Consider the following 19,726-nt stretch of genomic DNA (forward strand, 5'->3'; position numbering starts at 1 on the left):
ATTAATTTTAAAGGCAATTCCTGCTAATAAGACTATTATAAAAAATAGCGCACAAACACAAATTTGACGGAGTATCTATGGCTATTAAATTTTATACGGTTGACGTGTTTACCAAAAAACGTTTTGAAGGGGCGCAAATCGCAGTCGTGCCAGATGCTCAAGCTTTGTCAGACGAGCAAATGTTAGCAATTGCAGCTGAGTTTAACTTATGGCGCACAGTATTTATTTTACCTAGTGACAAAGCGCAAAAGAAAATTCGCATTTTTAACGGCAAAAGAGAATTCGAATTTGGTGGTCATCCAACTATTGCAGCAATTTATGCATTAGCGAAAACAGGTGAAATTGAATTAAAAGATGGTGAAAATCAATTCAGTTTAGAAGAAACCCATGGTTGTGTTAGCTGTAAAGTGATTATGGAAAACGGTGAACCTGTATTTAATCAATTCACTACTACAGCCAATTTGGAATTTGACCGTTTCACCCCAAGTGCAGAAGAACTGGGTGATATGTTATCAATCGAAAGTTACCACTTTAACGTAAATGGTTTTACCCCGTTATTGGTTGCAACCCATATACCTTATTTAATTGTCCCAGTTGATAGTTTTGAGTCACTTAAAGCTGCGCGATTTAATTATGATGCATGGGCGCGTTCAGCAGCACCAGCAACATGCGCAAATGCGATCTTGTTGTTTAGCGGTAAAAGTGCATTTTCAACCTCTGACTTCCATTGCCGTTTAGTTGGCCCTGTTTTTGGTATTCATGAAGATCCACCAATTGGTGCATCTATCCCAGCATTTGCAGGTTATTTAAACCAGTTCCCTGTGTATTCTGAATTACCATCTAACTTTGTCGCAGAGCGTGGTGCACACCAAGGCCGCCGCAGTTTCTTGCATGTAGATATGGTATCGAACAAAGATAACGAACTAACTGTTAATATTGGTGGTAGCGCAGTATTAGCGTCTGAAGGGCAATTGTTAATTTAGTTTTTGTAACTTTTAGACAAGTTTATTTAAAATAATTGAAACAGCCAATTTAATGATTGGCTGTTTTTTTATAAATTGAATTCCATTTCGATACTGTTACAATGCGCCGCTATTGGGAATGCAGTGAGACTCTGCAACTGTACCCGCAACTGTATGTTGTTTGTTTACTATGCTTAGGCAAGCAATAAGTCAGATACCAATTTTAAGTTTCGTGCGGGAAAACACGAAAGTAGCTAAATTTGTTCTCTTCCTTCCATGCAGGTTTTTGCGTGGCTTTTGTTATTTGCTGCTAAGCGTTTTTCCTCTGAAGTTTGGGTGACATGTGAACCTTCTAGTCAGTGCATGGAGCACTAAAGCATAATTATCGCAAAAACGCTGTAAATACGTCCTTGTACGCTCCGCTTTTTCATCCCTGAAAAAGAGGTTTTGCTCTAAATTATTGCTTTAATGCTCAATTGGCTAAAAGTGTTTCATCAAAAATCATCGGATTGCACTTTAGGTTTTGAATGGCAGCAAGTTTACAAGTATCTAATTTAAATTGGGCAACAGAACAACAGCAAATACTAATCGACATTAACTTTGAGTTGGTGGCGAATTCGGTTACTGCTATTGTTGGCCCAAATGGCGCGGGCAAAACCTCTTTACTGCGCAGTATTTATCTAGGGCTTGCTAATCAAACAGGGCAGATAAAACTCAACCAAACGTGTTTGTCGCTGTTAAATCGTCGGCAGATTGCCCAGCAAATTGCTGTGGTAACACAACAAAACGATGCGGTTTGCCATTTAAAAGTAATTGACTTAATCAAGCTTGGTTTATTACCGCATTTAAATTGGTTTGGTTTTAGTGCAAAAAATCAAACTGCGCATTTAGATAAAATAATTCAGCAGTTCGATTTAACGCCATTATTAAATAAATATTTTGACCAGTTATCAGGTGGTGAGCAACAGCGGGTGTTAATTGCCAAAGCCTTAGTGCAAAAACCACAGTTATTGATTTTAGACGAGCCGACAAATCATTTAGATGTGCATTTTCAGCATCAAATATTAGCGCTGTTGGCTAGCTTAGGCATTACTGTGTTAATGACAGTGCACGATTTAAATTTAGCCGCGCAGTACAGTGATAATTTATTGGTTATGGACAAAGGCCGCATTGTTAGACATGGTAATCCTGCAGATATTTTAGATGAAGAATCTATTAGCGATATTTTTAAGTTACCCGTGCAAAAAGGGCTGAATCCGTTAGATAACAGTGTGCATATGTTTTATCACTGGCCGCAGCAGGTTAAGCATAATGAATAACTACAATACTCACGCCAAGATAGGACTTAAATTTGCTTTTGGTGCGCTGTTACTCATTGCGAGTTTTTTCACTGTTATTTTAATGGGGGCGGCTGATTTAACTTTTACTGATGTGTATAGCTGTTTATTTGCCACTTGTGTTGATCCACTTACACAAACTTTGGTTTGGCAAATACGATTGCCAAGAGTGATTATTGGTGCTTTGTGTGGGGCAGGTTTGGCTGTCGCAGGCGCGGTTTTACAAAACACCACTCGCAATCCACTAGCCGAGCCTTATTTATTTGGGGTAGTTTCGGGGGCAGGTTTAGGCGCAACTATTGTTTCTGTTGTATTTAAAGAGGCAAGTGCGAGTTATCTGCCGATAGCAGCATTTTTAGGCGCAATTCTCGCAATTGTTATTGTGATGGCCGTGTCGGTCGCGGGTAAACATACTCGTAAAATTGAATCTTTGTTACTCGCAGGTGTCGCTGTGTCTTTTATGTTGAGTGCGCTTAGCCAGTTTATTTTGTATATGGGTGATCCTTTTGCAGCTAACCGCGTGATGTTTTGGTTAATGGGCTCATTGGCGCGGGTGGAAATGCCGCATTTGTATTGGATTGTTCCTGTACTGCTAATAGGTTTGGCTATTGTTGTTTTATTGCATCGCCAGCTAGATGCCATTTTATTAGGTGATGAAAGTGCCGCTACTTTAGGTATTAATGTCACTTTGGTGCGGGTTATTTTATTAATGGTCTGCGCTGCGATTACCGCAACCATAGTCGCATATTGTGGTGGGATAGGTTTTGTTGGTTTGATGATCCCACATATAGTGCGGCGTTTATTTGCTTCAACCAGTTTAATTTTAGTTTGTGGCAGTGCGTTAGTTGGCGCAATTTTTATGTTGTGGGTCGATGTGCTTGCACGCACAGCAGTAGACGGACAAGAAATTCCAATTGGCGTGATAACGTCAATAATCGGTAGTTTATTCTTTTTAACTTTAATGCATAAAAAGGTTTAACCATGCAGTTTAATATTGAGAGTTTGGCAGAAATCAATACGCCAGAATTTATCGAACAAGTAAAAGACAAAATAGATGGTAAAACCAAACCTTTGGGCGCATTAGGCCAGCTAGAAGACCTAGCATTTCAAATTGCATTAATTCAGCAACAACAAAATATTCAGCAAACGTTAGATGTAGCCAACGCAGCAGTTTTCGTATTTGCTGGTGATCATGGCATAGCCGCACAAGGTATTAGCATTGCGCCGAGTGAAGTAACTCAACAAATGGTGGCTAATTTTTTAAATGGTGGCGCGGCAATCAACTGTTTTTGCGCAGCGAATCAAGTGCAATTACATGTGGTGGATTCAGGTGTTTTAACGCCACTACAACACCCAAACAAATCAGCTTATTTACAAGACGGCAGTTTTATAGAATCGCGCATTGCCGCTGGTACTAACGACTTCTCGCAAACTAGCGCGATGACGACTGAGCATGCACAAGCTTGTATTAAACAAGGGGCAGAATTAATCAAAGCTTATTTTAAGCAATATTCTGTAATTGGTTTTGGCGAAATGGGTATAGGCAATACTTCAAGTGCATCTGCACTAACTTGTTTGTTAACTGAACAAGGTGCTGAATTAACAGTTGGACGTGGTACCGGCATTAGTGATGAACAATATCGCCGAAAACTTAATTTGATTAAACAAAGTATTCAGCGAGTTAAACAAAAAATTTCGGATAAAAGTATACAAACGTTAGATTGTTTAGCCGAAGTAGGTGGTTTTGAAATAGGCCAAATGGCTGGCGCTATGCTGGCCTGTGCTGAGGCAAAAAAAGTTATTGTGGTGGATGGTTTTATCTCAACTGCGGCAGCTTTATTAGCTTGTCGCATTAATGAAAATTGCCGCGACTACATGGTATTTGCGCATAAGAGCGAAGAATATGGCCATAAGTTATTGTTAACTGAACTGAGTGCAAAACCTTTGTTGGATATAAATATGCGCTTGGGCGAAGGTACGGGCGCTGCTTTGTCTGTACCTCTTATTCGCAGTGCTGCGCATTTTTATAATAATATGGCTAGTTTTGCTGACGCTGAGGTAACTAAGGTTGTTTAATGCCTTGCGTACAGAGCTAAACTTATTTTTACTGGCACTGAGCTTTTTTACCCGTTTGCCGGTGGCAAATTGGGTGGAATATAGCCAACAAAACCTTAATAAAAGTAATAGATATTTTAGTTTGGTTGGCTGGTTTGTTGGTGGCATTTTATCTTTGGGTTTTATTGGTTTGAACCAATTGTTTCCAATTGATGTTGCTGTTTGGTGCTTGTTGGTATTGAGTTTGTTATTAACTGGCGTATTCCACGAAGACGGTTTAGCCGATATGGCCGACGGTTTTGGTGGCGGTTTTACAAAAGCCGACAAACTCCGCATTATGAAAGACAGCCGCTTAGGCACTTATGGCTCAGCTGCGTTAATTCTCGCATTAATAGCCAAGCTGATGTTATGGACGCATTTGGCTTTATGGCTAATTTGGCTAGTTCCAATTACTTATGCGCTATCTCGCGCAACCGCGGCATTTTTACTGACGTTAACGCCTTATGTTGAAGCTGAAGGGAGTAAATCTAAACCACTAGCTGAAAACCAAACAACCAAAGAAAGCTTGATCAATTTTATCTTTATCTTGCCTATTAGTTTAATTTTGCATTGGAAATTAACGCTCGTACTGGTTATTTGTTTAGCTATTTTCCTAGCTGTTTATCGTCGATTTTTAATCAAACAAATTGGTGGATTTACTGGCGATACATTAGGTGGCGCACAGCAAATATCTGAAGTGATAATTTATTTAGTGGTTGTCGCTTTTGTTCAGCACAATTTGCCCATTTTAGGTGGTTTCCTTGGCTAATTTTCATTTTGTGATTGGTGGGGCTCGTTCGGGGAAATCTAAATTTGCCGAACAGTTGGCAACGCCGTATAACCAAGTCTGTTATATTGCCACCGCAACTCGCTTTGATGGTGAAATGGATACACGTATTCAGCACCACCAAGACAGACGACCTAAAAATTGGTTATTAATTGAAGAACCAATTGAGTTAGCCAATGCTCTAAAGCAAGCTGAACAACAAGCAGATGTTATTTTGTTAGATTGTTTAACCTTATGGATTAATAATCTAATGTTTGAAAAAAAGCAGGTTGAATGGCAGAAGGAATTTGATCATTTAGCTGCAACTATACAGTCACTCAAGGTAGATATTATTGTAGTGGCAAACGAAGTAGGATTAGGAGTGGTACCCGCAACGGCGATTTGCCGTGAATTTGTTGATGAGGCGGGGCGCTTAAATCAAACCTTGGCACAAATTGCGCATAAAGTTACGTTTATGGCAGCAGGTTTGCCAATGTTTAACTATGCTAATCCTGCATTAAACTCGCAAAGCGATTAAGGAGTACATATGACCGAAAATAAGACCGCTGCGAAATTTACTTTATTGCGTCATGGCGCAGTGGCAGGACGCCCAGCCTTGTACGGACATTCGAATGTAACCTTGTCTGAACAAGGTTTGGCAGACATGCAAGCAAGCGTGGATTACATTAATAAATGTGAACCAATAGATAGAATTGTTTCATCACCACTTTTACGCTGTGCTATGTTTGCTGAAGATTATGCTGAAACGACAGGTAAAGAGATAATCTTAGATTCACGGTTATCCGAGATGGATTTTGGCCGTTGGGACGGTATTCCGTTTGATCGCCTTCGTGCGCACTGGTCTAAGCTAGAAGCTTTTTGGGAAAACCCATACCGCAACACACCACCGCAAGGTGAAACCCTCAAACAGTTTGGCAAGCGGGTAAAGAGCTTATGGGGCGAATTAGCTGAGCATAATCAAGGACAACATTATTTATTGGTGTGCCATGCAGGTGTTATAAAAATGATGTTGGCCATTATGTTAGACATAGATTGGCGTAACGCTCTTTGGTTTAGCCAATTAAAAATTGACTACGCAAGTTTTACACGAGTTGAACTGGCTGCTTATCAAAAAGCTATGCCTGTAATTAAAACCATAGGTTGTAAACCTTAAGGTTCACCAAAAGCTGATTTTAATCCGAGTTTTGTTATTTAACCTGAACTCGGGATAACAAGTTAGCTAAGATATTGAATTAATAATGGATAAAAACAATAAAACTTTGATGATCCAAGGCACTGCCTCGGATGCAGGAAAAAGCACTGTTGTTGCAGCTATATGCCGAATTTTAAAACGTCGAGGTGTCCATACTGCACCTTTTAAACCACAAAATATGGCGCTTAATAGTGCAGTTACGCCTGATGGTGGTGAAATTGGTCGAGCGCAAGCTGTACAAGCTTTAGCTGCCGGTGTGGAATTAGACGTTGATTTTAATCCAATTTTGTTAAAACCCAGCTCAGATACCGGCGCACAAGTAATTATTCACGGTAAAGCCATTTCACAAATGCAGGCACAGCAATATCACGACTATAAAAAAGTTGCTATGGATGCCGTGCTAGTCTCGCATCAACGCCTTAAACAAAAGTATCAAGCAATTGTAGTTGAAGGCGCAGGCTCTCCGGCCGAAATTAATTTGCGTGAAGGCGATATCGCCAATATGGGATTTGCCGAAGCGGTTGATTGTCCAGTTATATTAGTGGCTGACATCGATAAAGGTGGTGTATTCGCGCAGTTAGTTGGTACGCTAGAATTGTTATCTGAATCAGAACGAAATAGGGTAAAAGGTTTTATCATCAATAAATTTCGAGGTGATATCAAACTACTTGAATCAGGTTTGACTTGGCTTGAAAACAAAACCAATAAACCTGTTATCGGCGTATTGCCGTACATACGCGGGTTAGAAATTGCCGCAGAAGATGCGATAACCACCCAGCAAGTGTTAGACGATGTTAAGTTTAAAGTCGCCATTCCAGTGTTTCCTCGTATTAGCAATCATACTGATTTTGATATATTGCGTTTACATCCAAATGTAGAATTCATTTATGTCGGCCCTGAGCAGGCTATTCCGAGCGTTGATCTAATTATTTTACCTGGCAGTAAAAACGTTCGAGCAGATTTAGCTCATATGCAAAAAGTTGGCTGGGATAAATCTATTGAAAAGCATTTACGTTATGGCGGTAAAGTATTTGGCATTTGTGGTGGTTACCAAATGCTAGGCACAGAAATAAAGGATCCGAATGGCATTGAAGATATAGCGGGTACATCACAAGGTTTAGGTTATTTACCCATTATTACAGAACTAACGGATAACAAAGAACTTAAACACACGCGAGCTCAATTACAATTTGCCGATGAAGCTGTTGCAATTACAGGTTACGAAATTCATTGTGGCATTTCGCATGTTTTAGATAAAACTCAAGGGCGAGAGCTACTAAGCACAAATGGTGCGGATAATGGTTTTATCAATGTCGATGAACAAGTTGCTGGCTGTTATTTACATGGCATTTTCGATACTCCAGCAGTTATCCCCGCTTTAGCTAAATGGTGTGGCATAGAGCTCACACAACAACTTGATTATCAAAGTTTACAACAACAAGCGATAGATAAACTCGCTGATGCGTGTGAGCAGCATTTAGACCTCGAATTATTATTCAAAAATATAAACATATCTTAGGCAGTAGAATGGCAGATTTAGAACGTAAAAACGAAAGACACCAAGCAAGAATGCAGCGATTAAAAGAAAAAGTAGATGCAAAAATTAATGCTGCGTCAGAAGAGCGTGGCATTGTAATTGTAATAACAGGCAATGGTAAAGGTAAATCAACTTCTGGTTTTGGTACGGTAGCTCGTGCAATTGGTCATGGTTTAACGGCCGCTGTTGTGCAATTTATTAAAGGCACATGGGCTTGTGGTGAGCGTAATTTGTTAGAACAACATGGTTGCCAATTTCATGTAATGGCGACAGGTTTTACTTGGGAAACCCAAAACCGAGAAGCGGATATTGCCGCAGCACAAAAGGTTTGGGATGAAGCAAAAAAATTGCTCCAAGACGAAAGCATCAACTTAGTTTTGTTAGACGAGCTAACTTATATGTTGAGTTATGACTATTTAGACTTGGATGAAGTGTTGGACGCAATTGTAAACCGACCAATCAACCAACACGTTGTGGTAACAGGGCGAGGCGCACACAAAAAACTGTTAGAAATTGCCGATACAGTCAGTGAAGTTCAATCAGTTAAACACGCATTTGAAGCTGGAGTTAAGGCGCAAAAAGGAGTGGATTGGTAATGCCAATCAAATTTGTGTCAAAGGGTTTTAAAACCTTTACCGCTGTTTTAGCTGCGGGCTCTATGTTTGCCAGTTTTTTGGGCTTTGCTGAGTTAGCAGATGCTGGCGAAGCTCAAAAAGATAAACCAACAGTTATCGCCCTTGCTCCCCATATAATTGAAAATTTATTTGCGGTAGGGGCAGGCGAGCAGGTTATTGGTACAACTGAGCATTCAGATTATCCAGAAGCGGCCAAACGAGTACCGCGCATTGGTAATTACGCAGTGCTGCAAATAGAAAAAATACTGCAGTTAAAACCTGACTATTTAGTTGCTTGGCCAACTGGAAATCCACCCGAAGATTTAGTTAGAGTTGAAAAATTGGGTATTCCTGTAGTGTATTCCAAGCCGCGTGAACTTGAAGGCGTTGCCGAAGAGTTAATAAAATTTGGCGAACTCACAGGCAATCAGCAACAAGCGCAGCAGGTAGCAGATAATTATTTGCAAAAGCTAAAAAAGATTAAAGAGGACAACGCTGACAAGAAGCCAATAAAAGTGTTTTATCAGTTATGGTCGGCGCCGTTAACCACAGTTGCGAATCAAGCTTGGCCACAAAAAATACTCGATGTGTGTAAAGCACAAAATCCCTTTGTTGATTTAGTCGGTGATTATCCGCACGTGAGTATCGAAAATGTCTTAGTGGCGAACCCTGATGTCATTATTATTCCAACATCCTTATCTGAGCCAAATGGCGAAATTGAATATTGGCAAAAATTCAGCAGTATTCCAGCGGTTAAGAATAAACAAATTTATCTTGTTAACAGCGATAAATTGCACAGAATGACTGCGCGTGTAGTCGAAGAAATGCAAGTGCTATGCGATAAAATTGACACTGCTAGGCTGTTTTACACCAATGAGTCTTAACCGCTGCTCCGGTAACACCTATCTAAACACCGGCCTTACTTTAAAACTCAACAAGTGATAGAGTAAGGCCGTTTTTACTTTGCCAACATCAAGAGCCAACAGTACGCACTATGTCTTTAATGATAGATGTTTCAGCCTTTGAATTAGACGCTGAAGAAAAAGAATTATTACAACATCCGTTTATTTCATCGGTCATTCTTTTTGCACGTAACTTTCACGACAAACAACAAATTTGTGCACTAACTAAAGCGATCCGCCAAGCGGCAAAACGGCCAATATTAATAGCGGTAGACCAAGAAGGTGGGCGAGTGCAGCGTTTTATTGAGGGTTACAATAAAATACCAGCAATGTTCGATGCCGCGCTGTATACAAAACAACATGCCCAACAACGAAAAAAGCAACATCCTGAAATAAACATATTACAAGAGCTTGGTTGGCTAATGGCAAGCGAAGTGATTGCCAGTGGTGTTGATTTAAGTTTTGCGCCTGTGTTGGATTTAAATGGCGTATCCGATGTTATAGGCAAACGAGCTTTTGCAGATAACCCAAGTGATGTAGAAACAAACGCTAAGCAATTTATTTTAGGCATGCAACAAGCCGGTATGGCTGCTTGTGGCAAACACTTTCCCGGTCACGGCAGTGTGCAAGCAGACACCCACCATGCAGCGGCAATTGATAATCGCAGTAAAGAAGAAATTTTTAATTTAGACATATTGCCATTCAAAAATTTAATTGAACAAAACCTATTACAAGCGGTAATGCCAGCGCATGTAATTTACCCAAATATAGATGACAAACCAGCCGGTTTTTCAAAACACTGGTTACAAACTATTTTACGTAAACAACTTGGGTTTAATGGTGTAATTTTTAGCGATGATTTATCTATGCAAGCTGCCAATGTCGCTGGTAATTATGTTGATAAAGCACATGCCGCTTATGATGCTGGTTGCACAGTAGCACTTGCTTGCAACAACCGAGATGGCGCTGTCAGTATATTGGATGCGTGGCAACAATTTAAAACTAAACAAACTCAAGCGTCAGAAAAATACCAACAAGCTGTGCTTGAATTAATTAATACTAAACCATATAGCTTTAATGATATAGAGCAAACAGTGCGCTGGCGTAATGCCAGTAAAATCTGCCAAAAAATAGCAGATGCAGTTAACTGTTCTTGAAACTGATTTAATACATTCTTGGAAACACCATGTCTGATAACAACAAATTAAATGCGCGTTCTTTATTATTCGTCTGCCTCGGCAATATTTGCCGCTCACCAACGGCGCATGCGGTTTTTCGTCAAAAACTAAAAGATAGTAAACTTCCAATTGAAATTGATTCTGCTGGTACTGCTGGTTATCACAAAGGTGCTAAACCAGACCAAAGAGCGCGTAAGGCTGGTGAAGCCCGTGGATATGACTTTAAAGGTTTAGCCGCACGTCCAGTCGTTCAAGCTGATTTTGAACACTATGATTTAATTTTGGCGATGGACAGAGCCAACTATCATGATTTGTTGGATGAATGCCCAGCTGAATACCAAGACAAAGTTAAAATGTTTTTAGACTTTGCGGATAATTACCCTGATGTGGATGAAGTGCCAGATCCATATTATGGTGGTGCCAAAGGTTTTGAATATGTACTAGACTTAGTCGAAGATGCATCAAATGGCTTGCTCAAGCGTTTAAGTTAAACGATTGAGCTAACCTGTTTTTTCTATTATTCATGTACGTGCAATACAGCTAAGCTAAATTCAGTTAAAACTAAAATAAGTAGGTATCAAATATGGCACAGTGGTCTCCGAGTTCGTGGCGCAATTTTCCAATTTTACAGCAGCCAACATATCCAGATTTAGCCAAAGTAAAACAAGTTGAATCTCAGCTTAAAACTTTTCCACCTTTGGTTTTTGCGGCTGAAGCACGCCAGTTACATGAGCACCTTGCTAAAGTTTCTAGCGGACAAGCATTTTTGTTGCAAGGTGGAGATTGTGCAGAATCCTTTGCCGATTTTAATGCACCGAAAATTCGCGATACTTTTAAAACCTTATTGCAAATGGCTGTGGTTTTAACTTTTAGTGGCAATTGCCCAATTGTTAAGGTTGCACGTATGGCTGGGCAGTATGCTAAACCTCGCTCTGAAGATACAGAAACGCGCGATAGTGTAACTTTGCCTACTTACCGTGGTGACATCATTAACGGTTTTGAATTTACCGAAGCTGCGCGTATTCCAAATCCAGAAAATTTGCTTACTGCGTATCACCATTCATCAGCAACGTTAAATTTATTGCGTGCTTTTGCTCAAGGTGGTTTGGCAGATTTACATGAAGTTAATCGCTGGAATATGGACTTTGTGCAGAATTCGCCTGTGGCGGATAAATATCACGATTTAGCGCATAGAATTCAAGAAGCCCTTGGATTTATGGAAGTTTGTGGCATTAATGCACAAAATACCCCTGTGATTAAAGAAACCGAGTTATATACCTCGCACGAAGCTTTATTGCTTAACTATGAAGAAGCATTAACGCGCAAAGATAGTTTAACTGGTTTGTGGTATGACTGCTCAGCCCACATGGTTTGGATTGGTGAGCGTACTCGCCAGTTAGATCACGCGCATATCGAATATTTCCGTGGTATTAATAATCCGATAGGTGTGAAAGTCGGCCCTGGTATGCAACCAGACCAACTCATTGAGTTAATTGATGCGTTAAACCCTGAAAATAAAAAAGGGCGTTTAACCTTAATTACCCGTATGGGCGCAGACAACCTAGCTGATAAATTACCTAAGTTAGTAAAACGGGTTAAAGAGGAAGGTCGTAATGTAGTGTGGACTAGCGATCCTATGCACGGTAATACTATTAAAACTGACAACGGTTATAAAACCCGTGATTTTAATGCAATTTTGAAAGAAATTGAGTCATTCTTTGCGGTACACAGAGCAGAGGGCAGTTATGCCGGTGGTATTCACTTAGAAATGACTGGTCTTGATGTAACTGAATGTACTGGTGGTGCTTATAATTTATCATCAGCAGATTTAGAGCGTAGTTATCGCACCCAATGTGATCCACGTTTAAATCAAAACCAAGTTTTAGAAATGGCTTTTAGTATTAGCGATACACTAAAAACGGCTAGAGCTGATTATTTGGCGAGTACTAAGTAATAATCTAATCTTTTATATGTTCGTCAACTGGCTAGATACCTTGTTGGCGAACACTTCTAATTCCAATCAATAGATCATTCCGCTCTATATATAGGTTAAAAAATAACTAGAGATTCCTGACAAAATGTCACAAACTGCCCCTAATCTGTATGTTTATTAATCAGCTAACAATAACTCGCAGATTATTGTGTTTTAGTAGTGCCAGTTAGTTCGAAGGAATTTTGAATGAATATTTATGTTGGAAACCTGCCGTACAAATACACCGAAAATGATTTACGTGAAGCTTTTGCTGCATTTGGTAATGTCAGCCGAGCAAAAATAGTTTTAGACAGAGAAAGTGGTCGCTCTAAAGGTTTTGCATTTGTGGAAATGGAAAACAAAGCCGATGGTGAAACCGCGATTAAAAGTTTACATGGAACTGAGGTCATGGGTCGAACCTTAACGGTAAATGAAGCGCGTCCTCGCCCAGCAAAAAGACCACCACGCAGAGCACCGGCTTAATCGCAAATAGCTGAGTCATTTAATAATTGCCGAAGCCTTTAAGTTGCAGCTTGAGATATGAAGCGTATAATATCCAGCTTATTTTCTCTTTCTGCAAATATAAGCTGACTTCATGCATCTTTTCGTAAATGACTTAACTGTTATCGATTTTTCTTACCTTGATGCCAAGCGTGGCATAGTTGGCGAAAGCTGGATTGTAGACGTTGCACTGATTGGTAATTTGAACGATCAAAATATGGTACTAGATTTTGGTGTGGTTAAAAGCCAAATTAAACGCATTATTGACCGTGAATTTGATCATAAACTACATATTGCGGAAGATTCCAGCGCGTTAGTTAGTAAAAAAATTACCGAAGACGATAATTTAGATGTTGTGTACAAAACGCAAGATCTAGAGCTTATTTATATGTCAGCGCCACCTTCAGCTTATTGTTTTGTGCAAGACCAAAGCATATCAATCGACAGTGTTAAACCACTGATCCGCGCTACCATCATGCGCCATATGCCGGAAAACGTTAAAGACATTGAAATTACTTTGCGCCCGGAAAATATTGCGCAGGAGTATTATCATTATAGTCATGGTTTGAAAAAGCACGATGGCAACTGCCAACGCATAGTGCATGGCCATAGGTCAAAAGTAACTGTCATGGTAAATGACGCAGAAAATCGTGATTGGCAGTTATATTGGGCGAAACGCTGGAAAGATATTTATATCGGCAGTGAAGAAGATATGGATCTTGGGTTGCTTGAGCAATTTTGCCAACAACATGACTTGTTAGCTGATAATTACTTTGCTTTTTCTTATGCCGCATCGCAAGGGGAATTTAAGTTGGTTTGCCCTAAATCTTGTGCTGATGTAATTGACAGAGATTCTACTGTCGAATGTTTAGCTGAATTTATGCTTGAAGTAATGCAAGCACAACAACCTGAACAAAATATCCGTGTATTGGCCTATGAAGGTGTATCTAAAGGCGCAATTGCTCAATCGGACGTTGCCAATTAAACGAGAAGGGACTCTAAACAGGTTATGCTAAAAACTTTATCTTCTATTTTATCTTTCGCTACTTTGTGTGGTTATGCGCTGTTTAGTCAAGCAGCGGCAAATTACCAAGTTGAAGCGCAAGCTCTAGCTCAAGGTGGTTTTATAAAAGGTCAGTTTGACGGCTGTACTCAAGTAGAGGTTATAGATGGAGAAGATAAATATACGGGTAAATGTACACCTGACGGTAAATTTTTAGTTGGTTTTGGTCGCGATGCTAAGGCAGTGCAAAAACTAGTATTTAGCTTTAACAATAAAGCTGATTACATGGCGGTTGTTGAATTAGAGCAACGTCAATACAAAACAGATAGAGTAAATGGTGTACCACAAAAAACCGTTAGCCCTCCAAAAGAAGTTTTAGACCGCATTAAAGGCGAAAACGAACAAATTTGGCTAGCTCGTAACAAACACACAGAATCCTTCGATTTTTTAACTAGCTTTATATGGCCAGCAAAAGGGCGTATTTCCGGTGTTTATGGTAGTCAACGCGTATTTAATGGTGTGCCAAAAAGACCTCACTTTGGTTTAGATGTAGCCGCTCCTAAAGGTACACCTGTTGTAGCTCCTGCAGCAGGTATTATCCGTTTAGCTCACAATGATATGTTTTATTCTGGTGGAACTATTATTTTAGATCACGGTTATGGTATTACCTCCACCTTTATTCATCTTTCTAAACTTGATGTTGTCGATGGCCAAAAAGTTAAACAGGGCGAAAAGATAGGTGAGATAGGTAAATCAGGTCGTGCGACTGGTAATCATTTAGACTGGCGCATTAACTGGAAAAACGTCCGCCTCGACCCAGCATTTTGGGTAGAAGCGGGTGGTAATGAATGATTTAGCAAAATTCATTTAAAGCCACCAGTGCGCTGATAACAGGCCAAGTGGCTTTAACACTGCATCAATTACTCTTTATTAACGCCCCACACAGATATACCTTGATCTGACAATGCTGTAAAAGTTAACACCATTTTATTTTTTACACTATGCCATTGAGATTGGACGACACCGTGATAATTAACACCATCTATTTGCAAGATAAACTCGTTGCCAAGCATTGACCAAAAACCAGATACATCGCCTGTTACTAAACCATCTGCAGTCAAGCTGATGTTTTGCGACACATGGGCGAAATTGTTTATGTCTTTTTGATGATTAATAAATTGATAGTCTCCTACCAGCGCAGAGGCGCTAACAGCTTGCTCAGATTCAAGCGGTATATATCTCAACGGAGATACAACAGGCCAGCCATTAGAATTGATAAACATTTCATGAACACGTACCTGATGAGCTTCGAACATTCCTGGAAAACGTGTGTGAAATACTAAAAAGTGTTTATTTGTTTCAGCATCATAATAAGCTGAATTGTGACCCGGCGACATATAACCTAATTGATATTCGACGGTTTGGGCATCGTTTACAAATCTATGGCTACCCATCAATTTCACTGCATAAGGCGCTATTTGTGAGTCACTTCCTTTTATTGTTCTAACTGTCTGTCCCAAGGTATCTGTATAGTACATTTGTGTGCTGTTGGCATCTTCATACGGACCTTGTGGATTTCGTGACCTGACAACCCTAATGTTATAGCCGCCATCAGAGGTTAACCCGCCAAATGATGTGAACACATAATAGTAGTCAGAAACTGGGCTATACATCATGAATGCTGCTTCTATACGAGCGTGTTCACCACCCAAAATATATTGTCCAAAACCATTATTTTGACTATTGATTGAAGAAAACAAAGCTGGAATTGGTTTACCTTTGACACCAAAGGCACCAGATTCATCAAGTTCATACATGAAAATACCACCTGAGTATGAACCATATATCATCCATAATTTACCGTCTTTATCTCGAAAAACGTCGGGGTCTACTGCATTTGGGTGAATCGAAGCATCATAGGTAGGATCGACCGGATCTGTATTTAATTCTTCAGCGCCACCTGACGATTTAACGAATGCGAGCTTATCTATTGCATGAATTTCATTTTCATTTTCAATAACTCTATATTCACCAGCGAGATTACTCGAGCTTGCGACGCCAATGTAACCCCAAGGACCCCATTTTTGGCCGATTGGACTCGGATTTGTTGGACTCGCGATAACACCTTGGTTGAAATAGAAATAATATTGATTGTCTAATTCGAACACATCGGCTGCCCATTGTACATTATTAGCGCCAGACCATTGAAAACCGGCTTCTAGCTGTTGTTGCATGACTTGCTGTGAACCGAATAACGTATTGTTGGCATTGATACCGTCAGTTTCTGATTGCCAATTAACTAAATCGTCTGAACTAGCGGCCGCTAAAAAGGAACCAAAAATCCAGTATTTACCTGTTTGGCTGTCTTGCATGATTGAAGGGTCATGCAATGAAATTTCAGAAAAAAGGTTATGTGGGATAAACTCCCAATCTTGCGATAAGTTGTCATTTAGTTTTTTCTGAACGACGGCGAAGCTTGTTGTACCATCGACTGATTCTTGGTTCACGTCAGCTGCTTTGCCAGTTTTTCCATTGACGATTAAAGATAAAAATCCAGTTTCGCCTTGGGCTTTTACGTCCAGTAGCCAGCTCTGCTCGGGCAAATTCTCCCTTGACCATTGTACTATTTCAGTGTTGTTTCTTTTACGTCCATCTTTAACTTGAACAACTTTATCGCTATGGACTGACGATATTTGATATTGACCTGACGCAAGTTGTTTTACTGCCCATATTTGCTCGTAGTTATTTGTTTCTGAGTTCAGAACAATATTGACACCATTTGATTTTTGTCCGCCACTAACTTCGAGATATTTGTTGATCAGGCGGTTTTTTATTTTATAAGTGCCATCGGCGATGACAGGTATAAACTCCCAATCTTGAACAGGGTGGCCATTGAGCTCCCACTGCGAAATAGCGGCTCCATCGTCCGAGTTGGCTGCAAATACTTCAATGGCTGTGTTAGTTAACCCATTAACTATATTGAAATATTGCCCTTGCTCACCTGTACCTTTATCAATTAGACGCCACTTTTGATTATCATTGCCAAAATTAGCAAACTGAATAACTTTATGCTGTGGCGCAGGTGAATTCGCGTCATAAAATCCATCTAGAACTTTACGACTGGTTTCTGATTGAATGGAATACAAGGTATTACCTGCACTGTCTACGCCTGATTCGGTAACTTTCCACTTTTGATTTAAGGTGTTGGATATATCCGTTTGAACAAGGCCAAAAGCATCTTGGCCGGGGGAAACAATAACTTTGTTGGTAAATCGATTTTTTAATATGTAGGTTCCCTCGGCGAGAGACGCGAAACAAGAAAACGACCCGAAGCTTATGAGTACTGTCACTACCAGTATAACGTTTTTAATTATTTTCATTTTCTAACCTATATTGTGTTGAGTAATGCAAACTTAAATATTCAAACCATTAACAATTTGTACACATGAGCTTTAAAAGTGTTACTATATAACTTTATTGTCAATGGAGGTTGGCATTTGCAATTCACGGCTTTTGCTTAGGTGTAAATAAAGCTTTCCAAAACAAATATAGGTTAGTAGTGGTATTCAATTAGCTTATTTTCTGCCAAGCCACGGCTTTGATTGCATCAACCAAGGTTAGTTCGACTAATTCATTAATAGGTTTAACCAGTTGTACTTGTGTTTTACATAACTCACCGTTTCTTACATAAGCTATTGGATAGCTCTTATCTAAGTTGAGGTTATTAGTTATATTGCTGAAGTTAGCTGTATTAACCACTAAGTTGTCTATTGCAATTATTACATCCTGTACGCTTAAACCAGCTTGCTCGGCTGGACTGTCATTTAATACTTGAGCTATTTCTAAACCTAGTTTGGCGTCTTTGTAGACCAAACCCAAATATGGGCTGTGATCCTCAGTGCTAATGTCGAGTGGTGAATTAACTTTAGACGCAGCTTGTTTGTACTCAACACCAAATTCAGCCAATAAATCAGTCAGTGGTACTAAGTCTTTGCCGTTTAAAATATCGAAAAATGCTTGTTTAATTTGCGCTTGAGTTATGCTTTCAGTAATATCAATAACGGTATCTAATTGCGTGCCGCTATAACTTTCACCACCATCTAGGTACTGTTGCCACAAGGCGCGCATTACATCATCTAATGACTTAGTTGACCCTGTATGTTTGCGAATATTTAGATCTAACCATAGTGCAAGCAAACTGCCTTTAGTGTAATAACTCACAATATTGTTAGCGGCGTCTGGCCCTTGTTGGTAAAACTTAGTCCAAGTATAAAAACTCGATTCAATTAGATTTTGTTTCAGTTGACCTTTACCGCGATTCACTCGGCTAATGGTTTTACTTTTGGTTTTTAGATAGTCGCTAAATTCGACTATGCCAGTGCGGTATAAACTTAAATCATCATAATAAGAAGTAATACCTTCAAAAGCCCATAATTGTTTAGTGTAACTTTCGCTGTTTAAACTGTACGGCACAAATTCTTCAGGCTTGATTCTGCACACGTTCCAATTGTGAAAATATTCGTGCGATGCCAAGCTTAAAAAGGTTTTATATCCTTCAGACAATTCTTCTGGTTTGTTGATATTTGGAAAATCAAAAGTAGAGCAGAGCAGTGCCGTTGAATTTTTATGCTCTAAACCACCAAAGCCACTTGGTAAAATATTAGTTAAAAACCAGTATTCTTTAAAGGGTGGTTTGCCACCTGTTTCGCGTTCAAACATATCTATATGGTGCTGGCACAATTTGCTGACATCTTTTACCAGTCTTTGGGTATCGGCAAAGTGTTTACCGTTTAAAATAAGGTAATGGGGTGTACCAGCGATAGTAAATTCCAAATGGGTAAAATCACCAATTTCAACAGGGCAGTCAATAAGTTCGGCATAGTTATCCGCTTGATATAAGCCAAATTGATATACTTGAGTTTCACTAGGTCTTTGTAGTCCAGTAGCGACTTTCCACTTATCGGTAAAACTTGGCGTTTGTAACTCTACTTGTTGCGGCGCATCGGCAAATTGCTCAACGCTGATAAATAAACTTGTGCCGTTAAAAAATGCTCTTTGTTGGTCTAAGTATGCTGTACGTACTGAGCTGTCAAATGCATATACTTGATAGCTAATTTCACACGCTTGACCTTGGGTGGTTATTTGCCAGTTTTGTTTATCAATGAGCTCAATTTCAATTGCTTGGCCATCTATTTTTGCTTGTAGGTCGATAATGTTTTTTGCAAAGTCGCGGATCATGTAGGAGCCTGGTATCCAAGCGGGTAGCGACAAACTAAGTTGTTTTTGTTGATGGGTTGGTACTTGGATAGTGACTTGATAAATATGTTGATTGGCTAAGTCGAAATTTACTGTGTATTTAATAGACATATATTTTCTTTTTAGATTATTAAATTGATGAGCTAAATAAGTAACCTGATGTGAGAGGAGACCATCACATCAAGTTAAGTATAAAACTTTGGCTATAAATTTGTTGCGTTTTTTAACTTAGGTAAATCGTTTAACGTTCTATATACCCAAGCTACTTGAAGATGCGAGATTTCAGCAAGAGATAAAAAGCATTTAGACAAGGCATTGATTGAAGATAATGGTTGCCCCTTTTCAAAATCAATAACGCAGTATAAATGCTTTTTAGCCTTGCCCTTCGGGA

Annotated in this window: 19 protein-coding genes and 1 riboswitch; of the genes, 16 read left to right on the plus strand and 3 right to left on the minus strand. The window is 39.6% G+C overall.

Annotated elements, in window-relative coordinates:
- Positions 1–77 precede the first annotated feature (77 nt).
- The 16 genes from WSC_RS0110225 (at position 78) to WSC_RS0110300 (ending at position 14,931) form a co-directional block, all read left to right on the plus strand.
- Complete coding sequence (locus WSC_RS0110225; RefSeq protein WP_016955824.1) at positions 78–983, plus strand: PhzF family phenazine biosynthesis protein; 906 nt, start codon at positions 78–80, stop codon at positions 981–983.
- Between the two features lie 113 nt (positions 984–1,096).
- A riboswitch (cobalamin riboswitch) is annotated at positions 1,097–1,182 on the plus strand.
- 307 nt (positions 1,183–1,489) lie between these two features.
- A complete protein-coding gene (locus WSC_RS0110230; protein WP_016955825.1) occupies positions 1,490–2,281 on the plus strand; it encodes an ABC transporter ATP-binding protein in 792 nt (263 codons plus the stop codon).
- On the plus strand, positions 2,274–3,278 hold the full coding sequence (locus tag WSC_RS0110235; RefSeq protein ID WP_016955826.1) for a FecCD family ABC transporter permease: 1,005 nt from the start codon (positions 2,274–2,276) through the stop codon (positions 3,276–3,278). The genes WSC_RS0110230 and WSC_RS0110235 overlap by 8 nt, the downstream gene beginning before the upstream one ends.
- Positions 3,279–3,280: 2 nt before the next feature.
- Complete coding sequence (cobT, locus tag WSC_RS0110240; RefSeq protein ID WP_016955827.1) at positions 3,281–4,375, plus strand: nicotinate-nucleotide--dimethylbenzimidazole phosphoribosyltransferase; 1,095 nt, start codon at positions 3,281–3,283, stop codon at positions 4,373–4,375.
- Positions 4,376–4,379: 4 nt separating this feature from the next.
- Positions 4,380–5,162 carry an adenosylcobinamide-GDP ribazoletransferase gene (locus WSC_RS0110245; protein WP_082196158.1) on the plus strand — a complete coding sequence of 261 codons (783 nt, stop codon included), beginning with the start codon at positions 4,380–4,382 and terminating at the stop codon, positions 5,160–5,162.
- Complete coding sequence (cobU, locus tag WSC_RS0110250; protein WP_420170086.1) at positions 5,146–5,697, plus strand: bifunctional adenosylcobinamide kinase/adenosylcobinamide-phosphate guanylyltransferase; 552 nt, start codon at positions 5,146–5,148, stop codon at positions 5,695–5,697. The genes WSC_RS0110245 and cobU overlap by 17 nt, the downstream gene beginning before the upstream one ends.
- A gap of 9 nt (positions 5,698–5,706) precedes the next feature.
- Positions 5,707–6,333, plus strand: coding sequence for a histidine phosphatase family protein (locus tag WSC_RS0110255; RefSeq protein WP_016955830.1), 627 nt, complete (start codon positions 5,707–5,709; stop codon positions 6,331–6,333).
- A gap of 85 nt (positions 6,334–6,418) precedes the next feature.
- Positions 6,419–7,891, plus strand: a complete 1,473-nt coding sequence (locus WSC_RS0110260; protein WP_016955831.1) for a cobyric acid synthase — start codon at positions 6,419–6,421, stop codon at positions 7,889–7,891.
- 8 nt (positions 7,892–7,899) lie between these two features.
- Positions 7,900–8,505 carry a cob(I)yrinic acid a,c-diamide adenosyltransferase gene (cobO, locus tag WSC_RS0110265; protein WP_016955832.1) on the plus strand — a complete coding sequence of 202 codons (606 nt, stop codon included), beginning with the start codon at positions 7,900–7,902 and terminating at the stop codon, positions 8,503–8,505.
- Positions 8,505–9,407: a cobalamin-binding protein gene (locus tag WSC_RS0110270; RefSeq protein WP_016955833.1), complete on the plus strand. Its 903-nt coding sequence runs from the start codon at positions 8,505–8,507 to the stop codon at positions 9,405–9,407. Before cobO ends, WSC_RS0110270 begins: the two co-directional genes overlap by 1 nt.
- A gap of 110 nt (positions 9,408–9,517) precedes the next feature.
- Positions 9,518–10,582, plus strand: a complete 1,065-nt coding sequence (gene nagZ, locus WSC_RS0110275; protein WP_016955834.1) for a beta-N-acetylhexosaminidase — start codon at positions 9,518–9,520, stop codon at positions 10,580–10,582.
- 29 nt (positions 10,583–10,611) lie between these two features.
- Complete coding sequence (locus WSC_RS0110280; RefSeq protein WP_016955835.1) at positions 10,612–11,094, plus strand: low molecular weight protein-tyrosine-phosphatase; 483 nt, start codon at positions 10,612–10,614, stop codon at positions 11,092–11,094.
- A gap of 92 nt (positions 11,095–11,186) precedes the next feature.
- Positions 11,187–12,557 carry a class II 3-deoxy-7-phosphoheptulonate synthase gene (locus WSC_RS0110285; RefSeq protein ID WP_016955836.1) on the plus strand — a complete coding sequence of 457 codons (1,371 nt, stop codon included), beginning with the start codon at positions 11,187–11,189 and terminating at the stop codon, positions 12,555–12,557.
- Between the two features lie 225 nt (positions 12,558–12,782).
- The gene (locus WSC_RS0110290) at positions 12,783–13,058 is read left to right on the plus strand and encodes an RNA recognition motif domain-containing protein (RefSeq protein WP_016955837.1); all 276 of its coding nucleotides are present in this window, start codon (positions 12,783–12,785) and stop codon (positions 13,056–13,058) included.
- A 112-nt stretch (positions 13,059–13,170) separates the two neighbouring features.
- The gene (locus WSC_RS0110295) at positions 13,171–14,061 is read left to right on the plus strand and encodes a 6-carboxytetrahydropterin synthase (protein WP_016955838.1); all 891 of its coding nucleotides are present in this window, start codon (positions 13,171–13,173) and stop codon (positions 14,059–14,061) included.
- A gap of 24 nt (positions 14,062–14,085) precedes the next feature.
- Positions 14,086–14,931, plus strand: a complete 846-nt coding sequence (locus WSC_RS0110300; protein WP_016955839.1) for a M23 family metallopeptidase — start codon at positions 14,086–14,088, stop codon at positions 14,929–14,931.
- A 68-nt stretch (positions 14,932–14,999) separates the two neighbouring features.
- Here WSC_RS0110300 and WSC_RS24120 read toward each other — a convergent pair whose 3' ends face one another.
- The 3 genes from WSC_RS24120 to WSC_RS25265 form a co-directional block, all read right to left on the minus strand.
- Positions 15,000–17,459 (minus strand): RICIN domain-containing protein, encoded by a 2,460-nt coding sequence (locus WSC_RS24120; protein WP_016955840.1) that lies wholly within the window; start codon positions 17,457–17,459, stop codon positions 15,000–15,002.
- Between the two features lie 190 nt (positions 17,460–17,649).
- Positions 17,650–19,446: a M61 family metallopeptidase gene (locus WSC_RS0110310; protein WP_016955841.1), complete on the minus strand. Its 1,797-nt coding sequence runs from the start codon at positions 19,444–19,446 to the stop codon at positions 17,650–17,652.
- Positions 19,447–19,538: 92 nt separating this feature from the next.
- Positions 19,539–19,726 (minus strand): hypothetical protein (locus WSC_RS25265; protein ID WP_237716305.1); only part of this gene is annotated, 188 nt, incomplete at its 5' end.

Origin of the sequence: Catenovulum agarivorans YM01, assembly GCF_000281085.1 — a bacterium.
Taxonomy (GTDB): Bacteria; Pseudomonadota; Gammaproteobacteria; order Enterobacterales; family Alteromonadaceae; genus Catenovulum; species Catenovulum agarivorans.